Source organism: Exiguobacterium sp. s40 (assembly GCF_018617905.1).
Taxonomy (GTDB): Bacteria; Bacillota; Bacilli; order Exiguobacteriales; family Exiguobacteriaceae; genus Exiguobacterium; species Exiguobacterium mexicanum_A.
Genome location: NZ_JACSLC010000010.1, coordinates 1 through 19,484 on the forward strand (window position 1 = coordinate 1; position 19,484 = coordinate 19,484).

Consider the following 19,484-nt stretch of genomic DNA (forward strand, 5'->3'; position numbering starts at 1 on the left):
AGACGATGAGGTAGATAGGTCATGGGTGGAAGCACGGCGACGTGTGGAGCTGAATGATACTAATCGGTCGAGGCTTTGATCTAGTCTAACGGTTTGTATGAATTGATGAGTCTTCAGTTTTGAGAGAACGATCTCTCTTGTCTGGTGGCGATGGCGAAGTGGTCACACCCGTTCCCATGCCGAACACGGAAGTTAAGCACTTCAGCGCCGAAAGTAGTTGGGGGTCTCCCCCTGTGAGGATAGGACGTCGCCAGGCAAACGGTGGTTCTGGAGCATTCGCTCAAGGGCCGCCGCTTTTTTTATTTATATCGCGATTCAAATGAAAGAGAGGAAGAACAGATGGCCAAAAAAATCAAAGTATACGTCGAGCCAAACGAGACAATCGATGAGTGTTTAAATCGAATTGCTCAAATGGGGTATCGCCCGGTACGTAGGATTGAGAAGCCTGTCTTTGAACAAACGGGAACCAAAGACGAACCTGTACATTCCCATCAGTCGATTTTATTTGAGTGCGTTGCTCTCAAACCATAATGCCAAACCGTCACGAATGAGTGGCGGTTTTTTTGTATTTTAATGAACCTAAAGACGAACGATGAATATTCAGATAATTAAATTGTTCGCCGTTTGTTGACATGTTTTGAATGAACAAGGTACGATAGGCGTGTGAGTTAAGAACAAATTAAATAGTGCTCCATATAATCGCGAGGAAATGGCTCGCAAGTTTCTACCTGATCGCCGACTCTGATCAGACTATGGGGTATAGTCGACATTTTTTTGTCGTGGTCTATACCCTAAACTGGTTATTCGGTTTAGGGATTTCTTTTTTTAAGGGGGACATTTAAGTGAAGGCAACAGTAGGTGTGATCATGGGTAGTTCTTCCGATTGGGAAACAATGAGCCATGCTTGTGAGATCCTTGAAGAGTTGAGTATTCCATATGAAAAACAAGTTGTCTCGGCGCATCGGACGCCGGACTTAATGTTCGACTACGCTGAGGGAGCTCGGGCAAGGGGCATACAGGTCATTATCGCTGGAGCGGGAGGCGCAGCTCACTTACCAGGTATGGTCGCTGCAAAGACCACATTACCCGTCATCGGGGTACCAGTACAATCGAAGGCGTTAAACGGACTTGATTCATTGCTCTCGATTGTTCAAATGCCTGCAGGTGTACCGGTCGCAACCGTCGCCATCGGTCGAGCTGGGGCGACGAACGCAGGTCTTCTCGCGGCGCAAATCTTGAGCCTCCAATCTTCTGAATTGATTGACCGTCTCGAGGTTTACCGCCAAGTGAAACGAGATGTGGCACTCAAAGCGACAGAGGAGCTGATTTGATGAGAATCGGAATTTTAGGCGGAGGCCAGCTAGGTCGGATGATGTCACTCAGCGCGAGTGCTATGGGATACGAAACGCTAAGTCTTGATCCAAACCCAAACGCACCGGCCGCTCAAGTCGCGCCAAGCATCGTGGCTACATTTGACGACGTAACAGCAGCTCGTGAACTGGCTCAGCGTTCAGACGTCATCACATATGAATTCGAAAACATCGATACAGCGATGATTGAAGCTATCGCTGACAAGTGTCCGCAAGGGATGGATGTCTTAAAGGCGACACAGCATCGGCTCTATGAGAAGCAAATGATTGAAGGTGCGGGCCTTCACGTCGCTCCATATGTTCCAGTTCGTTCCCTCCGAGACGTCACTCGAGCAAGAGACGTGTTAGGCCTCCCATTCGTCATCAAGACGTGCCGATTCGGATATGACGGAAAAGGTCAAACGGTCTTGCGGACGGAGCAAGATGTTCGCACATTTACGGATCAGTTCGAAGAGACGGAGTACGTGGCCGAAGCTTGGCTGCCTTTTAAAAAAGAAATTTCGGTCATCGTAACGAGAGGGGCTCACGCGACGACAACGTTCCCGATCAGCGAGAATATTCATCATCAAAATATTTTACACTTATCGATAGTGCCAGCACGAGTGGAACAAGACATTTTGGAAGAGGCTCGGCATTTGGCCCTTCAACTCGCTGACCACATCGGATTGATTGGAACGCTTGCGGTTGAACTGTTCATCATGGAGGATGGTTCCTTGTATGTGAATGAACTTGCTCCCCGTCCCCACAATTCAGGGCATTACACGATTGACGCCTGTGAGACGTCCCAGTTCGAGCAACATGTACGGGCAATCACTGGTATGAAGCTCGGTCGTACGGCACTCCACACCCCGGTCGTGATGGTTAACCTGTTAGGCGAACATATGGATGAGCTGAATCCGCAAACGTTACCGTCGAATGTTAAACTACATTTGTATGGAAAAGAAGAAGCGAAGACTGGTCGGAAGATGGGGCACTTGAACGTGCTCGCCGATTCCGTCGAAGAAGCGCTTCAGACCATCGAACAATTGGCAATCTGGAAGGAGACCGTTTTATGATTTCACGTTATACCCGTCCCGAGATGGCGGCGATTTGGACAGACCAAAACAAATTTGAGGCATGGCTTCAAGTAGAACTTTACGCATGTGAGGCGTGGAGCGAGCTAGGCGTCATTCCAAAAGAAGATGTCGCGGTCCTGTGGGACAAAGCATCGTTTGATGTCGAACGCATCTTGGAGATCGAGCAAGAGACGCACCATGACGTTATCGCCTTCACACGTGCCGTCTCAGAGACGCTTGGAGAAGAGAAGAAGTGGGTGCATTACGGACTGACTTCGACAGACGTCGTCGATACGGCCTTATCGTACTTGATTAAGCAAGCAAACGATATTTTAGAAGCTGACATCGACCGCTTCATCGAGATCCTCGCTGAGAAAGCGAAAGCACATAAGTATGACATCATGATGGGCCGTACACACGGTGTTCACGCAGAACCGACGACGTTCGGATTGAAACTCGCCCTTTGGTACGAAGAAATGAAGCGAAACAAGAAGCGGTTCATGGCAGCCCGTGAGACGATTGAGTTCGGCAAGATGAGTGGTGCGGTCGGCACGTTCGCAAACATCGATCCGTTCATCGAGTCGTATGTATGTGACAAATTAGGGATTCAAGCGGCACCGATTTCGACACAGACGTTGCAACGTGACCGTCACGCCGAATACATGTCGACACTCGCATTGATTGCCACATCAATCGAGAAGATGGCGACAGAGATTCGCGGCCTCCAAAAGACAGAGACACGTGAGGTCGAAGAATTCTTCGCCAAAGGACAAAAAGGGTCGTCAGCGATGCCGCATAAACGCAACCCAATCGGTTCAGAGAACATGACCGGCCTGGCCCGTGTCATTCGCGGTCATATGGTGACGGCGTATGAGAACGTCCCACTCTGGCATGAACGTGACATCTCACACTCTTCAGCCGAACGGATCATTCTTCCGGATGCGACGAGTCTCCTCAACTACATGTTGAACCGCTTTGGCAATATCGTGAAGAACTTGACGGTCTTCCCGGACAATATGCGTCGGAACATGGATCGGACGTTTGGCATCATTTTCTCCCAACGCATCTTGCTCGCCTTGATCGAAAAAGGATGGTCGCGCGAAGCAGCGTATGACGCCGTTCAACCGAAGGCGATGCAGGCGTGGGAAGAAGAGACGATGTTCCGCACTTTGATTGAACGAGACGCCGAGATGGGCGCGCTCTTTACGAGTGACGAGCTCGACGACCTATTCGACCCGAGCCATCACGTGCGCCGTGTCGATGTCATTTTTGAACGCTGTGGTTTGTGATCGTTGAGGGGCGTCATGCCCCTCTCACTTTTAAGGGGGACGATACAGATGGAAGCAATTTACGAAGGTAAGGCAAAAGCGTTATTCGAGACAGAAGAACAGGGTGTGCTCCGCGTCTATTATAAAGACGACGCGACAGCATTTAACGGGGAGAAGAAAGAATCAATCGCCGGCAAAGGCGTGTTGAACAATGCTATCACGACGCGCTTGTTCGAACTCATGCACGATAACAAGATTCCGACGCATTTCATTAAGCGACTATCGGATCGCGAGCAGCTCGTGCGCCGTGTCGACATCATCCCGCTTGAGGTCGTCGTGCGTAACATCGCCGCCGGAAGCCTTGCCAAACGACTCGGTTGGGAAGAAGGGACACCGCTCCTGTCACCAATCGTCGAGTTCTACTATAAAGATGACGCACTCGGAGATCCACTCTTAACAGAGGACCATATCCGTTTACTGCAAGTTGCCACAAACAAAGAAGTCGAAACATTGCGACAACTCGGCCTATGGGTCAACGATGTATTGCTCGATTTCTTTAATGATCATGGCATTGATTTGATCGATTTCAAACTCGAGTTCGGTAAAGTCGACGGTACGATCATCCTCGCCGATGAGATTTCGCCGGACACGTGCCGACTCTGGGACAAAGAAACAAAACAAAAGCTCGATAAAGATGTTTTCCGCAGAGACCTCGGATCTCTGACAGACACGTATAGCCAGTTGTTAACACGCATAGGGGGAATGAACTGATGAAAAAAGTAAACGTGTACGTGACATTACGTGAAAGTGTACTCGATCCACAAGGCGTCGCCGTCAAAGGCGGACTCGAACATCTCGGCTTTACAGGCGTTGAATCAGTACGCATCGGGAAAGTGATCGAGCTTCAAGTCGCCGATGAGACTACCGAAGCGATGGTGCGTGACATGTGTGAGAAGTTGCTCGTCAACACGGTCATCGAGAACTATCGAATCGAGATGGGGGTACTCGCATGAAATTCGCTGTCATCGTCTTCCCGGGATCAAACTGTGACCTCGACATGTATCACGCTGTAAAAGATGTCCTCGGCGAAGAAGCGGACTATGTGTTCCATACGGAAACGTCGCTTGACGGTTACGACGGTGTGCTCCTGCCAGGCGGATTCTCATATGGGGATTACTTGCGCTGCGGCGCCATCGCCCAGTTCTCACCGATTATGAGTGAAGTCAAACGGTTCGCAGAAGAAGGGCGTCCGGTACTCGGCGTCTGCAACGGTTTCCAAGTGCTCGTCGAAGCAGGACTCCTACCGGGCGTATTGATGCGTAACCGTGATTTGAAGTTCATGTGCAAGACGGTCGAATTGAAAATCGAGACGAACGAGACGATGTTCACGAACGATTATGCACTCGGGGAAACGATCCAAGTCCCGATCGCGCACGGGGAAGGCAACTACTACTGTGACGAGGCGACGCTTGAGACGCTTCGTAGCAATGGGCAGATCGCCTTCACATATACCGACAACCCGAATGGATCGGTCGCGAATATTGCAGGGATCACGAACGCACAAGGCAACGTACTCGGAATGATGCCGCACCCGGAGCGAGCGGTCGAAGCATTGCTCGGCGGGGAAGACGGCAAACGATTATTCACTTCGATGGTGAAATGGGGGACTCGACATGCTACTTACAACTGAACCGACAGCAACACACATCCGTGAAGAGCGACTTTACGCCACGATGGGATTGACCGATGAGGAATACGCGCTCGTCGTCTCACTGCTCGGTCGTGAGCCGAACTACACCGAGATCGGGTTATTCTCGGTCATGTGGTCTGAACACTGTTCGTACAAAAACTCGAAGCCTGTCCTCCGGAAATTCCCGACAACCGGGAAACATGTCCTTCAAGGACCTGGGGAAGGTGCTGGCATCGTCGATATCGGCGATGGCCAGGCCGTCGCTTTCAAAATCGAGAGCCATAACCATCCGTCGGCGATTGAGCCGTACCAAGGTGCGGCGACAGGTGTCGGCGGGATTATCCGTGACATCTTCTCGATGGGCGCGCGACCGGTCGCACTCCTTAACTCGCTCCGCTTCGGAGATTTGAACGAATCACGTGTGAAACATCTCTTCGGCCACGTCGTCTCAGGCATCGCCGGGTACGGCAACTGTGTCGGTATCCCAACGGTAGGTGGGGAAGTCGCGTTCGACCCGGCCTATGCGGGTAACCCGCTCGTCAACGCGATGTGTGTCGGGCTCATCCGCCATGAAGACATTCAAAAAGGTATTGCCGAAGGCGTCGGTAACTCAGTGATGTATGTCGGGGCGACGACAGGACGCGACGGCATTCACGGGGCGACGTTCGCCTCGGAAGAACTCGGTGAGGATGCGGACGAGAAACGCCCGGCCGTCCAAGTCGGTGACCCGTTCATGGAGAAACTGTTGATTGAGGCGTGCTTGGAAGTCATCAAGCACCCGGCCCTCGTCGGCATCCAGGACATGGGAGCAGCCGGTCTCACGTCGTCTTCGGCCGAGATGGCATCGAAGGCAGGCATGGGCATCGAGATGAACCTCGACCTCGTCCCACAACGTGAGGCCGACATGACGCCTTACGAGATGATGTTGTCGGAGTCACAAGAGCGGATGCTCCTCGTCGTCAAGGCAGGACATGAAGATGAGATCGAAGCGATTGTCACGAAGTGGGGACTTCATGCGATCAAAGTCGGTGAAGTCATCGAAGACAAAGTGCTCCGCCTGCTCCATCACGGGGAAGTCGCGGCCGAAGTACCAGTCGATGCGCTCGCAGAAGACGCACCGGTCTACCATAAGCCGTCGAAAGTACCGGCGTACTATGAAACGTTCCAAGCGATGACACCAATCCAACCGATTGTCTCGGACGTCCTCTCGACATGGAAAGACGTGCTCGCCATGCCGACAATCGCCTCGAAACGTTGGGTGTATGAGCAATACGACCATATGGTCCAAACGTCGACCGTCGTCGCCCCAGGAAGTGATGCGGCCGTCATCCGCATTCGCGACACAGACAAAGCACTCGCGATGACGACGGACTGCAACGCCAAATACGTGTACCTCGACCCACGTGTCGGTGGTGCGATTGCGGTCGCAGAGGCAGCGCGCAACATCGTTGCCAGCGGCGCCACACCGCTCGCCCTCACGGACTGCTTGAACTTCGGTAGCCCGGACAAGCCAGAAGGGTTTTGGCAGCTCGATCAAGCTGTCGAAGGGATGGCCGAAGCGTGCCGTGCCCTCGACACACCAGTCATCGGTGGGAACGTTTCGCTTTACAATGAGTCGAACGGGACGGCGATTTATCCGACGCCGGTCGTCGGCATGGTCGGCTTGATCGACAAGCCGGAACATATCACGACGTCGTTCGCGAAAGCAGCAGGCGACATCATCTTCTTGCTCGGAGAGACGAAACCTGAGTTCGGTGGCAGTGCGCTTCAAATGCTGCAAGACGGTAAAGTGAGCGGACAGGCGCCGATGCTTGACCTCGAGACAGAGAGCCGTCAGCAACAAGTATTGCTTACGGCGATTCGGGAAGGTCTTGTCACAGCGGCCCACGACGTATCGGAAGGCGGACTCGCCGCGGCACTCCCTGAGCTCGTGTTCGGCACGGGCTTCGGCGCAGATGTCACAGTCGACGCAGATCTCGTGACGACACTTTTCAGCGAATCACAGTCACGGTTCCTCGTCACAGTCGCGCCACATCAGGCTGATGCGTTCGCGAAGTTGACGAAGGCGACACGCATCGGACAGGTGACAGACACGCCACAATTGACGGTCCGTGCGAGCGACCGTCTCATCGAAATGGACGTCACGGAACTTGAACGGGTATGGGAAGGAGCTATTCCATGTTATATGACATCCGAGGCATGAACGAGGAGTGCGGGGTATTCGGGGTTTTTAATCACCACGAAGCGTCACACCTCGCCTACTACGGCCTCCACAGCCTGCAACACCGGGGACAAGAAGGGACAGGCATCGTCACGGCTGACGGCGAGCGCTTGCACGCCAAACGCGGGCTTGGCCTCGTCGCTGAAGTGTTCGACGAACCGTCGCTCGACGCATTGACCGGGCATCACGCCATCGGTCATGTCCGTTATTCGACGGCAGGCGGCAACACGCTCGAGAACGTCCAACCGCTCCACTTCAAGTCGCTTACGGGCGACTTGGCGATGGCGCATAACGGTAACCTCGTCAACGCCAACGAGTTGAAACATATGCTCGAAACGGAAGGTGCGATTTTTCAGACGACGTCCGATACGGAAGTCGTCGCCCACTTGATTAAACGAAGCCGCGGCAACTCGATGAAAGAGCGGATTGCAGATAGCTTGGCCCGTCTCGTCGGCGCATTCGCCTTCCTCTTCTTGACGGAAGACGCGCTCTACGTCGGCGTCGACGTTCACGGCTTGCGCCCGCTCTCGCTCGGCCAGACCGAGGATGGAGCTTACGTATTCGCCTCAGAGACATGTGCGTTTGACGTCGTGGGGGCGACGTACGTACGCGATGTCGAGCCAGGGGAACTCCTCATGATCACGCAAGACGGGATCGTGTCGGAGCGGTACAGCGAGGCATCGGTCCGCGCGATGTGTTCAATGGAATACATCTACTTCTCGCGGCCGGACTCGATCATCGATGGCGTCAACGTGCATACGGCCCGTAAGGCGATGGGGAAGAAGATGTTTGACGAGGCACCGGTCGAAGCGGACGTCGTCACCGGCGTCCCGGACTCGAGCATTTCGGCGGCCATCGGTTACGCCGAGGCGAGCGGGATTCCGTACGAGATGGGACTCATTAAAAACCGCTATGTTGGCCGGACGTTCATTCAGCCGTCGCAAGAACTACGGGAGCGCGGTGTCAAGATGAAGCTGTCGGCGCTTCGAGGCGTCGTGAACGGAAAACGGGTCATCATGGTCGACGATTCGATCGTCCGCGGTACGACGAGCAGACGGATCGTCAAGTTGCTCCGTGAAGCCGGGGCGACTGAGGTGCATGTTCGCATCACGTCACCACCAATCAAGCATCCGTGCTATTACGGCATCGATACATCATCAAAGGAAGAGTTGATTGCGGCCACCAAATCCATCGAAGAGATTAAAGAAGAGATTGGGGCCGATTCACTGGCGTTCCTCACATTGGACGGAACGGTCGAAGCGATCGACCGACCGTTCGAAGGGAACTTGCGCGGGCAGTGTGCCGCTTGCTTCACCGGACTTTATCCAACTGAACTGGCGAGACTTGTAACAGAGACAAAAGCTTGAGGGGGACTGACGATGAGTTTAAGATATGAACAAGCGGGTGTGAATTTAGAAGCAGGCTATGAAGCAGTATCACGCATGAAGCGTCACGTTGCACGGACGATGCGTCCAGAAGTGATGACCGGGCTCGGCAGTTTCGGGGCGATGATCGACCTTGGCTCGATGCAGTTGAAACATCCGATTCTCGTCAGCGGAACGGATGGGGTCGGCACGAAACTCAAACTCGCGTTCGCGCTCGACCAACATGATACGATTGGAATTGACTGTGTGGCGATGTGTGTCAACGACTGTCTCGTCCACGGGGCCGAACCGCTTTATTTCTTAGACTATATCGCGACCGGCAAGGCAGAACCGGCCAAACTTGAGCGCATCGTCGCAGGGGTCGCCGAAGGTTGCGTCCAAGCGGGCTGTGCCCTCGTCGGAGGCGAGACGGCCGAGATGCCGGGTATGTATCCGGACGGCGAGTACGATATCGCTGGATTCGCCGTCGGTGTCGTCGAGAAGGAAGCACTGATCGATGGACGGACAATCGAAGCGGGGGACATCGTCCTAGGTTTAGCATCATCAGGTGTCCATTCGAACGGATTCTCGCTCGTCCGCCATATCGTCGAGTCGCAAGGGCTCGCCTACACTGATGAGATCGCCATGCTCGATACGACGCTCGGGAACGCCCTTTTGTTGCCGACACGCATCTATTCCGAGGCGGCGAAAGCGGCCATCGCGACGGGGCGTGTCCAAGGCATGGCCCACATCACGGGCGGCGGTTTTTACGAGAACGTGCCACGCATGTTGCCGGAAGGTCTCGGTGTCACGTTCGACGCATCGAATTGGCCGAGTCTGCCCGTGTTCGACTGGCTCGAGCAAGTCGGGCACGTCTCGAAACAAGAGATGTTCAACGTATTCAATATGGGCATCGGCTTCATGATCACGGTCCGGCCTGAAGACGTCGAAGTCGTCGAAGCCGCACTCGAACGCGCCGGAGAGACGTCGCACCGTATCGGGAAAGTTGATGCCAAACCGGGCGTCCGCATCATGGGGGTCGACCAGTGAAAAAGTTTGCCATCTTCGCCTCCGGGTCCGGTAGCAACGCCGAAGCGATTTGGCAAGCCATCGACCGAGGCGACTTGTCAGGGGAATGTGTCCTGCTCGTCACGGACAAACCAGAAGCGAAAGTACTCGAGCGGGCGGATCGGTTCAACATCGCGAGCTTCTCGTTCGAACCGAAGGCATATGCGTCAAAAGCGGAATTCGAACAAGAGATTCTCGTCTTGTTACAGACGCTCGGCGCCGATTATATCGTCTTGGCCGGGTATATGCGGTTGATTGGGGACGTATTGCTGTCAGCATATCCGAACCATATTATCAACATCCATCCGTCGCTCTTACCGGCGTTCCCAGGAAAAGACGCCATCGGTCAGGCGCTCGCGGCGAACGTGCCGACGAGCGGTGTGACCGTCCATTACGTCGATGCCGGGATGGATACGGGACCAATCATCGCCCAACAAGACGTCGCCATCGCAGGCTGTGATGCGGCCGAAGCGGCAAGACGCATCCAAGCGGTCGAGCATCAGCTCTATCCGCGCGTACTACAACAAGTGTTTATCCAACAGGAGGTTTTCAAGTGAGAGCATTACTGAGTGTGTCAGATAAAACAGGAATCGTCGAGCTCGCGCAGGCGTTGCATGAAGCGGGCATCGAACTCATTTCGACAGGCGGGACGGAAGCGGCGCTCATCGCGGCCGGTCTTCCCGTAAAAAATATCTCGGAAGTGACATCGTTCCCAGAGATGCTCGACGGTCGCGTGAAGACGCTCCATCCGCTCGTACATGGCGGACTTCTCGGACGCCGCGATTTAGATTCGCACGTCGAACAGATGAAAGACCACGACATCGAGCCAATCGACTATGTCGTCGTCAACTTGTACCCGTTCAAAGAAACGATTGCGAAAGAGAACGCGACGTATGATGAAGCGATTGAGAATATCGATATCGGCGGACCGAGCATGCTCCGTTCGGCCGCGAAAAACCATGCCAGCGTGACGGTCGTCGTTGACCCGGCCGACTACGGTCATGTGGCCGAAGCGGTTCGTGCCGGCGGGACGACGTTCGAAACACGTCAACGTCTTGCCACAAAAGCGTTCCGTCACACGGCGGCGTATGACGCCTTGATTGCCGACTATTTAGGGCAGCAGATCGGCGAGACGTTCCCGGAACAGCTCACGGTCACGTATGAGAAAGTACAAGACCTCCGTTACGGGGAAAACCCGCACCAGCAGGCAGCGTTTTATAAGACGCCGCTCTATCACGGGGTGACGCTCGCGAACGCGGAGCAGCTCCATGGCAAAGAACTCTCATATAACAATATCCAAGATACGAACGCGGCGCTCGAGGCGCTCAGCGAATTGACGGAGCCGGCAGCGGTCGTCGTCAAACATATGAACCCATGTGGTGTCGCTGTCGGACAGACAATCAGCCAAGCGTTCTCAAGAGCCCATGCGGCCGATCCGGTCTCGATTTTTGGGGGCATCGTCGCCTTGAACCGTGAAGTCGATGTGGAAACGGCAGAGGCCCTCCGTAACATCTTCCTAGAAATCATCATCGCGCCATCCTTTAGCGAGGCAGCACTTGACCGATTGAAAGAGAAAAAGAATCTTCGGTTATTGACGCTCGATATGGGCCAGATGACAGGGATGCGCTTGACAGCCGTCGCGGGCGGTCTCCTCGTACAAGATGGGGACGACGTCACAATCGATGATGCGTCATGCCAAATCGTGACCGACCGTCGCCCGACGGCGTCTGAATGGGAAGACTTGAAACTTGCGTGGCGTGTCGTTAAACACGTGAAATCAAACGCCATCGTCGTCGCCAAAGACGAGACGACAATCGGCATCGGAGCGGGACAGATGAACCGCGTCGGCGCGGCGAAAATCGCTTTCGAACAAGCAGGTGAACGTGCTACGGGTGCCGCGCTCGGTAGCGATGCATTCTTCCCGATGGGGGACACGGTCGAAGCCGCAGCCGCAGCCGGGATCACGGCCATCATTCAACCAGGCGGATCAATTCGTGACGAGGAGTCGATTGAAGCGGCGAACCGTCACGGAATCACGATGGTGTTCACGTCAGTTCGACACTTCAAACATTGAGAGGAGCGATAAGATGAACGTACTCGTCATTGGACGCGGCGGGCGTGAGCACGCGCTCGCTTGGAAGTTGAGACAAGACGGACATGAGGTGTTCGTCGCTCCGGGTAATCTTAATATGGGCGACGTGACGTGTGTACCAATCGAAGAGACAGATGTCTCTGGCCTCGTCGAGTTTGCAAAGCGCGAGGCGGTTGACTGGACGATCGTTGGTCCAGAGTCGGCCCTCATGGCCGGTGTCGTCGATGTGTTTCAAGCTCATGGACAAAAAATCTTCGGACCGACGAAGGCGGCGGCGTTGCTTGAAGGCAGTAAAGCGTTTGCGAAAGAAGTGATGCGCGAAGCCAATATCCCGACCGCAGGGTACGACACGTTCACCGATGCCGAGTCAGCGCTCCGACAGATCGATCAACTCGAAGCACCACTCGTCGTCAAAGCGGATGGACTCGCCGCCGGTAAAGGGGTGACCGTCGCGTTCACACTTGAAGAGGCGAAAGCAGCCATCCATGACATTTTCGATACCGATAAGTTCGGGGACCAATCACGTGTCGTCATCGAAGAGTTTTTGGATGGAGAAGAGTTCTCGCTCATGGCGTTCGTGTCAGGGGAGCACGTTATCCCGATGATCACGTCACAAGATCATAAGCGTGCCTATGACGGAGACGCAGGACCGAATACGGGCGGTATGGGCGCCTACAGTCCGATGCCTCACTTGGATGATGCTGTGTATCAAGAGGCGGTCGAACGTGTGCTCTTCCCGCTGGCGCGGACGATGGTCGAGCGGGGCACACCGTTCGAAGGGTTCTTGTATGCGGGCCTCATCTTGACGGCGGATGGCCCGAAAGTGATCGAGTTCAACGCTCGATTTGGCGATCCCGAGACCGAGGTCATTCTCCCGAACTTGGCATCTCCTCTCCTCGGCGTCATCGAGGCGGTCGTGGACCAAAAACCGTATCCGATTGAATGGGTAGAAGGCTATACGATTGGAGTCGTCGTCGCGGCAGAAGGCTATCCTGATCGAGCGACGACCGGGCAGATACTGTCAGGCTTCGGTGACTTACGAGATGATGTGCTCGTGTTCCATGCGGGGACGACCCGGGACGGGACCCACATCATCGGTAACGGGGGGCGATTGTTCGTCCTCACGTCGACGAAACCGACGTTGCTTGAAGCGAAGACGGCCGTCTATACGGCACTCGAACAACTTGATTTGCCACAGACGTTTTACCGGCGTGATATCGGAGGGCGGGCGTTGGCTCAGATTTTTTAAAGGATGGGTCAACCCGTCCTTTTTTTCATGCGAAAAGAAGGGAATCCGTACTTCCTGCTCTACAATAATGGAGTAGATTGAAGGAAGAAGGTGGTCGACGTGCGCATTCGGACGAAGCTCATGATTGCGGTGGCCGTGAATATAATTGTGTTTGTCGGTGTCATCTTTTTTGGGGTACGACCCTATTTCATCGAGAAAAGCATGGAGCAAGATCGTCAAACGGTCGAGAGTCAAATCGCGAGCGTATCTGAGACACTCGCCAATCGGAAGAGCACACTCGAGCGCACACTCATCGACTGGGCTGTCTGGAATGATACGTACACGTTCGTGCAGCGACGAAATGCCGCTTATATCAAAAATAACATCAGTGAACAGTCGCTCGAGAACTTGAGCGTCAACGCTATGGTCTATTTGGACAACGAGGGGGAGGCTTTCTACTCGGCGTTTCGTTCGACAGATATGTCATTGTCGAAAGCCGACCAACAAGCGATTATCCGGGCGGTTACCTCTCGCTTGACCAATCGGAGCGATGCACAGAACGGCGTATACGCGAGTGATTTTGGCCCGACGTTATATGTCAGTCATCCGATTCTACGACGTGACAGTAGTGGACCACGCCAAGGAACGCTCATCATGCTCGAGTTCGTCGATTCGACGGTCATGGCAGATATAAGTGCCCAAACGAAGATACCATTGACGATTCAGCCGGTTCGTCGAGAAGAGACAATCATCAAGAGCGGGACGGACGGGACCGATGTGGTGATCCCACTCGACACGGTGTTTCAGCAATCCGATTATGAAGTCGGGTTCACCGTCGCGCAAACGCACTACGAAAATACGGTCACGATGTTGCGGCTCGGCATGCTCGCGCTCGTCATCCTCGGGTTCGGTCTGTTCTTCTCTTTGTTATGGACGATTCACCGGGTCGTGATTCGGAGGCTGATGGAGATCGTGAGTGAGTTTAAGATCATCACACTCGAGCGGGACAGCCGACTCCGTCTCAGTCGGGACGCGCACAGCCACGACGAAATCGAACAGATGGCGACGAGCATGAACGAGGTGCTCGCGGCACTCGAAGATACGCGCGCCGAAGTGATCGACCGGGCGTTCCGAGACGCATTGACGCTTCTTCCGAACCGGCTCGCGCTAGAAGATTATTTCTCGACCGTGCGTGGAAAGCAGGAACGGATCGGAGTGCTCGGATTGGATTTGGATGACTTCCGACGAATCAACGACCAATACGGACATCGGACGGGTGATTCTGTTCTCATCTATCTCGCCTCACGGCTCAACTTCTATAAAGAAGACGGGTTCGTCGCTCGCATCGGTGCCGATGAGTTCATGCTCGTCCATCCGGGCTGGACACTTGACCAGCTCCAACCGGTCGCCCGGCACTTGACGAAAGACTTGAAGGACTGGGCCCATGTCAACGGTGTGAAAGGGATGGCGGCGACAATCGGCATCGATGTGTTCACCTATACCGAGCCGCAACACACGTATGAGGTCATGATGGGGCGGCTCGACGTGGTCATTCACGAGGCGAAACTGTCAGGGAAGAACCGTGTCTTGACGTTCCAAGAAATCGAGGACGGGAGCCATTATTTACAGACGCTCGAGATGGAACGCGATTTGCGCCATGCCCTCGAACATGATGAGTTTGAACTGTATTATCAGCCGATCGTATCGCCACGGCCGTTTGCAGTACGGGGAGTCGAGGCGCTCATTCGCTGGAATCATCCGGGCAAAGGTCAGATTTCCCCAGGCCTGTTCATCCCGGTCGCCGAGCAGCTCGGCCTTATCTCGGACTTGGGACGCTGGGTGCTCGTACAGGCGGTCACGGAGATGAAGGATCATGTGGAACGACATCACTTGTTCCTTTCGATCAACGTATCGAAACGCCAAATCGCCGACGGGTCGTTTTTAGCTTCATTGGAACACGTGCTGACCGAAACGGGATTTGACCCTCATCGCCTTCATGTCGAAATCACCGAGAGTGAGGTCGGCGGGAATCTGTATGAGCTTCAGCAGTTCATTCACGCGCTCAAAACGATCGGCGTCAAAATCTCGCTCGATGACTTTGGTGTCGGGACATCGTCGCTCTCGTTCTTGCAGTCGCTTCAACTCGATATTATTAAAATCGATCAAAACTTTGTCAAAGGGATTCCTGAGAACACGTTCGATCGGGCATTGCTCGAAGGGTTATATCAAACGTTCCATACACTCGGTCTCAATATCGTCACGGAAGGTGTGGAGCGTCCGGAGCAGCTCGCGTTCGTGCTCGAACATAGCAGTTCGCTCATCCAAGGTTACCATTACAGCAAACCGGTTCCGCTTGCCCAACTCGAGCATTATTTAAAGAAAACGGTTCTAGTTTGAGAGCGATTAAGATGTTTCCTGCGGGGAGCATCTTTCTTTTTATGATTTCCGTGAAAATTTCATTACAATTGGTAACATAGCTTGCGACCCTTTCATAGAAAAGGTAAACTTGAAACAGATGAAAGAAAACGCTTACAAAATTATTGTCTGATAATAATGGCGAGGCGATTAAGGGAGGATTGGGTTCGATGCCAACAAAACGATCGGCGCGGGCACCGTGGTCTAAAGCGATGATTCGGTCACAACTAGAAGTCGTGAGCCAAGTCAGGCCACCTTCGCTCGTATTGACGAATGCCACGTACTTGAACATGTACGTGAAGCAGTGGAAACAAGCAAATATTTGGATCGAGCATGACCGGATCGTCTATGTCGGGCCAGATGTACCGAAAGCGGCCGTCGAGACGGTGGACGTATCCGGAAAATATATCGTGCCTGGCTATATCGAGCCACATGCGCATCCATTCCAACTTTATAATCCGGCGACGCTGTCGAAGTATGCAGGCGAGCGGGGGACGACTACGCTCGTGAATGACAACATGCTTCTTTTTTTACAAAATAAGGAGCAAGCGTTTGCGCAACTCGATGCGATCCAACAGCTTCCGACGAGCACATATTGGTGGGCGCGTCTCGATACACAGACCGAGCTCGACCGGGAAAGTGTCCTTGTCGATTCCGAGCGGATTCACGACTGGTTCAATCATTCGGACGTCATCATGGCCGGTGAATTGACGGCATGGCCGCGCACGTTGAAAGGCGATGACGAGATGTTGCAGTGGATGCTCGACGCGGAGACGTGCGGGCTCCCGGTCGAAGGACATTTCCCGGGTGCCTCGGCGAAGACGTTGACGAAGATGGCGCTGATGGGTGTTCACAGCGACCATGAAGCGATGACGGCCGAAGAAGCGCTCTGCCGGCTCGAACACGGCTATACGACGACACTCCGTCATTCTTCGATTCGTCCTGACCTTCCGGGACTCATCCGTGGTCTGCTCGACGCCGGACTCGAGGCGTTCGATCATGTGATGGTCACGACAGACGGGTCGACGCCAGGATTTTATCAAGACGGGCTGCAAGACGCGCTTATTAAGATCATGATTGAGGCCGGATTGCCGCCGATTGAGGCGTACCGCATCGTGTCATTGAACGTGGCGCGACACTTTGGGCTCGATCACGTTCTCGGTTCGATTGCGCCGGGACGCATAGCCCATCTGAATATTCTTGATGCGATCGACGAGCCGCGCCCGTCCGCCGTCATCGCCAAAGGGCAATGGATTTACCGGGACGGGGCATCGTTGTTCCCGAACGAGCTCGTCGACGCGGCGCTCGCGCTCATGCCGTCGACGGACGTCGACATCGAACTGACGCCGAACGATCTGTCGTTCAGCATGCCTGTCGGGCTCGACATGGTCAACTCGGTCATCATGAAACTGTTCAAAATCTCGCACGACACCGGTCAAGACGAATTGCCGCGTGACGGGGACGAGTCGTTCCTCATGTTGCTTGATAAAGAAGGGAAGTGGCGTCTCAACACGGTGCTGAAAGGATTTGCCAACGACTTTGGCGGGCTCGTCAGCTCGTATTCGATTAGTGGCGACTACTTGATCTTAGGGAAATGTAAACAAGACATGCTGACGGCTTTCGAGCGGATGAAGGAACTTGGCGGCGGCATCGTCCTCGTCGACCGCGGTGAGGTGATCGCGGAAATCCCGCTCCCGCTCTGTGGCATGACGTCGAAGGAGCCGATTGAACAGTTGATCGTCCAAGAAGAAGGGTTGCGGTCCGAACTGCTCACGCGTGGTTACAAGTTTGAAGACCCAATCTATACGCTCTTGTTCTTGGCGTCGACGCACTTGCCATATGTGCGGGCCACACCGCTCGGAATTTACGAAGTGATGAAGAAACAAATACTATTTCCAGCGATTTTACGATGAACAGTTGAGTCCGAGCCGGTCGTGCTTTAGAATGATAAAGAAGTACGATGAAGAGAGGATGCTTGCGGATGCAACTCGATAAATTACGAGGACGAGAGCTCGATCAGCTGTTTGAGGCGATTTTGAAGCTCGATACACTCGAAGATTGTTATCAACTATTTGAAGATTTAGCGACCGTGAACGAAGTGCAGGCGCTCGCCCAACGGCTAGAAGTGGCCCGCCAAATTCGTGAAGGTAGCACGTACCATAAAATTGAAGAAGCGACAGGAGCTTCGACAGCCACCATCTCCCGCGTCAAGCGTTGCTTGAACTACGGGTCAGGCGGCTATGATCTTGCCCTTGAACGTCTACAACAATCAGAAGGTGACTCGTAAGAGTCATCTTGTTTTTGATGGGAGAGGAGGGGCGAGATGCAAGACAAGTTTATGAAGCGAAATTTACAGCTGTTCTTTCGGAAGCTGACACCGGTCCAGACACTCGTGTTGATTTATAGCGCGGCGGTCGTGTTGGCCGTCATTTTGCTCGCTTTACCGATTGCGCGACAACCGGGCGTCTCGATCACGTTCACCGATCTCGTCTTTTTCGCGGTCAGCTGTGTCAGCGTTACCGGATTGACCCCGATCGTCGTGACCGATACGTTCTCGACGTTCGGATTATTTATCATCTTGTTCATCGTTCAAGTGAGCGGGGTCGGGTTGATCAGTCTTCACGTCATCATGTGGATCTTGCTTGGCAAGCGCATCGGTTTTCGCGAGCGCCAGCTGATTTTACGTGACCAAAACCAGACGTCGATGTCTGGGATCGTCAAGTACATCACCGAGATCGTCATCACCGTTATCGCGATTGAAGCGGTCGGTGCGGTGTTGCTTGGGGTCCATTACTTAAATTACTTCGATACGGCCAGCGAGGCGTTCCTGCAAGGCCTGTTCGGTTCGATCAGTGCGACGACGAACGCCGGCTTTGACATCACCGGCAGCTCGCTCGCACCATTCCGGGAAGACCCGTTCGTCATCTTCACCCAAATCGCGCTCATGACCGGCGGTGCCATCGGGTTCCCGGTCCTCGTCGAGATTCGCACGTATTTGACGAACCGAATCATTCGGAAGCGCGAGAATTTCCCGCGCCGTTTCTCACTGTTCACAAAACTGACGGTATCGACGTTTTTCATCTTGATTGCCATCGGGACCGTCGGTTTGTTCCTGTTTGAGTATGACAACGCGTTCAAAGAGTTGCCGCTCTGGCTCGCACTCTCGGACTCGTTGTTCCAGTCCGTGACGACGCGAAACGGGGGGTTGTCGACCGTTGATGTCAACTTGTTCTCGGAAGGCAGTATGTTGCTCTTGTCGATTCTGATGTTCATCGGGGCGTCACCGTCCTCGGTCGGTGGGGGGATTCGGACGACGACGTTCGCCGTCGCCGTACTCGGGGTCGTCGCGTTCATTCGCGGGGACTCGTCCATCAAAATCTTCGGACGTGAGATCGTGCTCGAGGACATTTGGAAAGCGTTCGTCATCATTACCGTGTCTCTGGCCGTCCTGTTGACCGGGGTCATGGTGCTGACGTTCTTCGAAGACGCATCGCTCACGCGCATCTTGTTCGAAGCGTGCTCGGCGTTCGGGACGACCGGGTTGTCGGTCGGGCTATCGTCCGAATTTAGTAACGTCGGCAAGTGGGTGCTCACCATTTTAATGTTCATTGGACGCATCGGTGTCATCGCCTTCATCTTGATTTTGCAGCGGAGACAGCCGAAACGGATGTACAACTATCCGAAAGAATCAATCATCTTAGGGTAAGGAGCTC

17 protein-coding genes, 2 rRNA genes and 1 riboswitch are annotated in these 19,484 nt (G+C 54.0%); all 19 genes read left to right on the forward strand.

Annotated elements, in window-relative coordinates; genetic code table 11:
• A 23S ribosomal RNA gene (locus KNP02_RS09795) occupies positions 1-83 on the forward strand; the annotation flags it as partial.
• A gap of 57 nt (positions 84-140) precedes the next feature.
• Positions 141-256, forward strand: a 5S ribosomal RNA gene (gene rrf, locus KNP02_RS09800).
• Positions 257-339: 83 nt separating this feature from the next.
• Positions 340-531 carry an NETI motif-containing protein gene (locus KNP02_RS09805; RefSeq protein ID WP_034781380.1) on the forward strand — a complete coding sequence of 64 codons (192 nt, stop codon included), beginning with the start codon at positions 340-342 and terminating at the stop codon, positions 529-531.
• Between the two features lie 140 nt (positions 532-671).
• Positions 672-773: riboswitch (purine riboswitch) on the forward strand.
• A gap of 69 nt (positions 774-842) precedes the next feature.
• Entirely contained in the window at positions 843-1,331 is a 489-nt protein-coding gene (purE, locus tag KNP02_RS09810) for a 5-(carboxyamino)imidazole ribonucleotide mutase (protein WP_214708812.1), read from the forward strand.
• Positions 1,331-2,425 (forward strand): 5-(carboxyamino)imidazole ribonucleotide synthase, encoded by a 1,095-nt coding sequence (gene purK, locus KNP02_RS09815; RefSeq protein ID WP_214708814.1) that lies wholly within the window; start codon positions 1,331-1,333, stop codon positions 2,423-2,425. The genes purE and purK overlap by 1 nt, the downstream gene beginning before the upstream one ends.
• A complete protein-coding gene (gene purB / locus KNP02_RS09820; protein WP_214708816.1) occupies positions 2,422-3,714 on the forward strand; it encodes an adenylosuccinate lyase in 1,293 nt (430 codons plus the stop codon). Before purK ends, purB begins: the two co-directional genes overlap by 4 nt.
• A 48-nt stretch (positions 3,715-3,762) precedes the next feature.
• Positions 3,763-4,464 (forward strand): phosphoribosylaminoimidazolesuccinocarboxamide synthase, encoded by a 702-nt coding sequence (gene purC, locus KNP02_RS09825; protein ID WP_214708818.1) that lies wholly within the window; start codon positions 3,763-3,765, stop codon positions 4,462-4,464.
• The gene (gene purS / locus KNP02_RS09830; RefSeq protein ID WP_021065194.1) at positions 4,464-4,706 is read left to right on the forward strand and encodes a phosphoribosylformylglycinamidine synthase subunit PurS; all 243 of its coding nucleotides are present in this window, start codon (positions 4,464-4,466) and stop codon (positions 4,704-4,706) included. Before purC ends, purS begins: the two co-directional genes overlap by 1 nt.
• A complete protein-coding gene (gene purQ, locus KNP02_RS09835; protein ID WP_214708820.1) occupies positions 4,703-5,383 on the forward strand; it encodes a phosphoribosylformylglycinamidine synthase subunit PurQ in 681 nt (226 codons plus the stop codon). Before purS ends, purQ begins: the two co-directional genes overlap by 4 nt.
• Positions 5,367-7,586, forward strand: a complete 2,220-nt coding sequence (gene purL / locus KNP02_RS09840) for a phosphoribosylformylglycinamidine synthase subunit PurL (protein ID WP_034781321.1) — start codon at positions 5,367-5,369, stop codon at positions 7,584-7,586. Before purQ ends, purL begins: the two co-directional genes overlap by 17 nt.
• A complete protein-coding gene (purF, locus tag KNP02_RS09845) occupies positions 7,562-8,971 on the forward strand; it encodes an amidophosphoribosyltransferase (protein WP_214708822.1) in 1,410 nt (469 codons plus the stop codon). The genes purL and purF overlap by 25 nt, the downstream gene beginning before the upstream one ends.
• Before the next feature lie 12 nt (positions 8,972-8,983).
• Positions 8,984-10,018 carry a phosphoribosylformylglycinamidine cyclo-ligase gene (gene purM, locus KNP02_RS09850; RefSeq protein WP_138860024.1) on the forward strand — a complete coding sequence of 345 codons (1,035 nt, stop codon included), beginning with the start codon at positions 8,984-8,986 and terminating at the stop codon, positions 10,016-10,018.
• Positions 10,015-10,593, forward strand: a complete 579-nt coding sequence (gene purN, locus KNP02_RS09855; RefSeq protein ID WP_214708824.1) for a phosphoribosylglycinamide formyltransferase — start codon at positions 10,015-10,017, stop codon at positions 10,591-10,593. Before purM ends, purN begins: the two co-directional genes overlap by 4 nt.
• The gene (purH, locus tag KNP02_RS09860) at positions 10,590-12,110 is read left to right on the forward strand and encodes a bifunctional phosphoribosylaminoimidazolecarboxamide formyltransferase/IMP cyclohydrolase (protein WP_214708826.1); all 1,521 of its coding nucleotides are present in this window, start codon (positions 10,590-10,592) and stop codon (positions 12,108-12,110) included. The genes purN and purH overlap by 4 nt, the downstream gene beginning before the upstream one ends.
• Positions 12,111-12,123: 13 nt before the next feature.
• Positions 12,124-13,377, forward strand: a complete 1,254-nt coding sequence (purD, locus tag KNP02_RS09865) for a phosphoribosylamine--glycine ligase (protein WP_214708828.1) — start codon at positions 12,124-12,126, stop codon at positions 13,375-13,377.
• Between the two features lie 99 nt (positions 13,378-13,476).
• Positions 13,477-15,753 (forward strand): putative bifunctional diguanylate cyclase/phosphodiesterase, encoded by a 2,277-nt coding sequence (locus KNP02_RS09870; RefSeq protein WP_353047350.1) that lies wholly within the window; start codon positions 13,477-13,479, stop codon positions 15,751-15,753.
• Between the two features lie 188 nt (positions 15,754-15,941).
• Complete coding sequence (locus tag KNP02_RS09875; RefSeq protein WP_214708832.1) at positions 15,942-17,684, forward strand: adenine deaminase C-terminal domain-containing protein; 1,743 nt, start codon at positions 15,942-15,944, stop codon at positions 17,682-17,684.
• A 68-nt stretch (positions 17,685-17,752) separates the two neighbouring features.
• The gene (locus tag KNP02_RS09880; protein ID WP_034781303.1) at positions 17,753-18,058 is read left to right on the forward strand and encodes a YerC/YecD family TrpR-related protein; all 306 of its coding nucleotides are present in this window, start codon (positions 17,753-17,755) and stop codon (positions 18,056-18,058) included.
• 36 nt (positions 18,059-18,094) lie between these two features.
• Positions 18,095-19,477, forward strand: coding sequence for a TrkH family potassium uptake protein (locus tag KNP02_RS09885; protein ID WP_052090282.1), 1,383 nt, complete (start codon positions 18,095-18,097; stop codon positions 19,475-19,477).
• The last annotated feature ends 7 nt before the right edge of the window (positions 19,478-19,484 follow it).

What these genes read in the sequence shown, in the direction of transcription:
- purB (WP_214708816.1), top strand. Translation starts at nt 2,422, where the DNA reads ATGATTTCACGTTATACCCGTCCCGAGATGGCGGCGATTTGGACAGAC.
- purL (WP_034781321.1), top strand. Translation starts at nt 5,367, where the DNA reads ATGCTACTTACAACTGAACCGACAGCAACACACATCCGTGAAGAGCGA.
- purC (WP_214708818.1), top strand. Translation starts at nt 3,763, where the DNA reads ATGGAAGCAATTTACGAAGGTAAGGCAAAAGCGTTATTCGAGACAGAA.
- KNP02_RS09880 (WP_034781303.1), top strand. Translation starts at nt 17,753, where the DNA reads ATGCAACTCGATAAATTACGAGGACGAGAGCTCGATCAGCTGTTTGAG.
- purS (WP_021065194.1), top strand. Translation starts at nt 4,464, where the DNA reads ATGAAAAAAGTAAACGTGTACGTGACATTACGTGAAAGTGTACTCGAT.
- KNP02_RS09805 (WP_034781380.1), top strand. Translation starts at nt 340, where the DNA reads ATGGCCAAAAAAATCAAAGTATACGTCGAGCCAAACGAGACAATCGAT.
- purK (WP_214708814.1), top strand. Translation starts at nt 1,331, where the DNA reads ATGAGAATCGGAATTTTAGGCGGAGGCCAGCTAGGTCGGATGATGTCA.
- KNP02_RS09885 (WP_052090282.1), top strand. Translation starts at nt 18,095, where the DNA reads ATGCAAGACAAGTTTATGAAGCGAAATTTACAGCTGTTCTTTCGGAAG.
- purD (WP_214708828.1), top strand. Translation starts at nt 12,124, where the DNA reads ATGAACGTACTCGTCATTGGACGCGGCGGGCGTGAGCACGCGCTCGCT.
- purM (WP_138860024.1), top strand. Translation starts at nt 8,984, where the DNA reads ATGAGTTTAAGATATGAACAAGCGGGTGTGAATTTAGAAGCAGGCTAT.
- KNP02_RS09875 (WP_214708832.1), top strand. Translation starts at nt 15,942, where the DNA reads ATGCCAACAAAACGATCGGCGCGGGCACCGTGGTCTAAAGCGATGATT.
- purF (WP_214708822.1), top strand. Translation starts at nt 7,562, where the DNA reads ATGTTATATGACATCCGAGGCATGAACGAGGAGTGCGGGGTATTCGGG.
- purQ (WP_214708820.1), top strand. Translation starts at nt 4,703, where the DNA reads ATGAAATTCGCTGTCATCGTCTTCCCGGGATCAAACTGTGACCTCGAC.